The sequence below is a fragment of the Methanosaeta sp. UBA458 genome, from assembly GCF_002496085.1.
GTDB lineage: Archaea > Halobacteriota > Methanosarcinia > Methanotrichales > Methanotrichaceae > Methanothrix > Methanothrix soehngenii.
Map to the genome: position 1 here is coordinate 40474 of NZ_DAIK01000137.1, position 1270 is coordinate 41743.

At 39.3% G+C, this 1270-nt stretch carries 1 protein-coding gene; it reads right to left on the reverse strand.

What is annotated here, in order from left to right:
• Positions 1-642: 642 nt before the first annotated feature.
• The coding region (locus BP822_RS10350) for a hypothetical protein (protein ID WP_286878248.1) at positions 643-1270 on the reverse strand (628 nt) is incomplete at its 5' end.

Here is a 1270-nt window from a genome sequence, read left to right on the forward strand (position 1 = left end):
CTATTTAAGATAGCATTGAATCATGAAGATCCTTGGTACATCTAAAGATATTTCCTTAAATCTGCCTCAATTTCCGCCACAAACCGCAAGCATCCTAACCGCAATCATCAGAGGCCGAGGCTCTTTTGAGCATACTTTTTGGCTCGATAATCATAGGGGTAAGGGATCAAATCGTCTTATTCTAATAGTGTGTAGAAAAATAGGTTAGCAAAAAAATTAAATGTAACCATGCTTATAAAACCATATTATAATTAGTATTGAATGGGGTGCACTTACATAACTATGTTTGGCAGTTAGTTCTCTGATATTTTTTGAGAACTGCGCACATTATGAGCACAATTCGCGCACAGATACTAAAGCTATACTGGCTTTCATTGCCGAGGAGCTAGAAGCAAGAAGGGAGCCTTTGCTCCCTGATGTAGCTGCAAGATTCGGGATCACAGTGCAGTCTTTATCGAAATCGCTATCAGCACGTGGCACTGAGAGGCAAAGACAAATTAGATCCTGAACCCGATATGGGGATCGATTATGAAGACTGCTGATCTTCGCAAGTGTTGCGTCCGCTATTTAATGTCGGATAAAATAAGAAGCTTAATCCTGGCAGAATGAATATAATGATATAATAATATTAAAATCTATGTGCTATAGGCTCTTCAGGTGATCGTTGATGCTTGCGCCTGTATTGAGAACAAAACCACGTATCTCTTGTCGATATTTATTGACAATAGTACTAACCGTCAAGCTGGGGTAGTCTCTCTTGTTATATTTAAATGGCATAAATACATTGCCTCCCCCTTCATGAGTTCCAGTAATATCAAATTGGATAGATTTAGTCCGAACTAGTCGTCTGTGTTTAATCGTGTTGCTGAAAGCGTTCACATAGCGGAATTCATCGCTCTTATAGAACTTGTCCCAAGAATCTTTGATACCGGAATATTCTTTTTTTTGAAGCTTCTTGGATATTTCGCTTGCCCACAACTCATGTTCATTATGAGAAACTTCCAAGACCGCGATATTGATGATTTGACCAAGCATATCTGCCATGGGATTCAAGGACTGAACGCAAGCAACCACATACGCCTCACATGCAAACGCTTTTTCGTGAAATGTGATCTTGCAAGTGGATTCATCCCATGCTTCTATAGCCCTCCCCGCAAAAAATTCTGCTAACTCATTATGCCAAATCAATGAATTCCAATAAGCTTCAATATCACGATCATGTTTTTGTTTACACAATTCAATGAGTTCATCACCATTCCATTGGGTCACA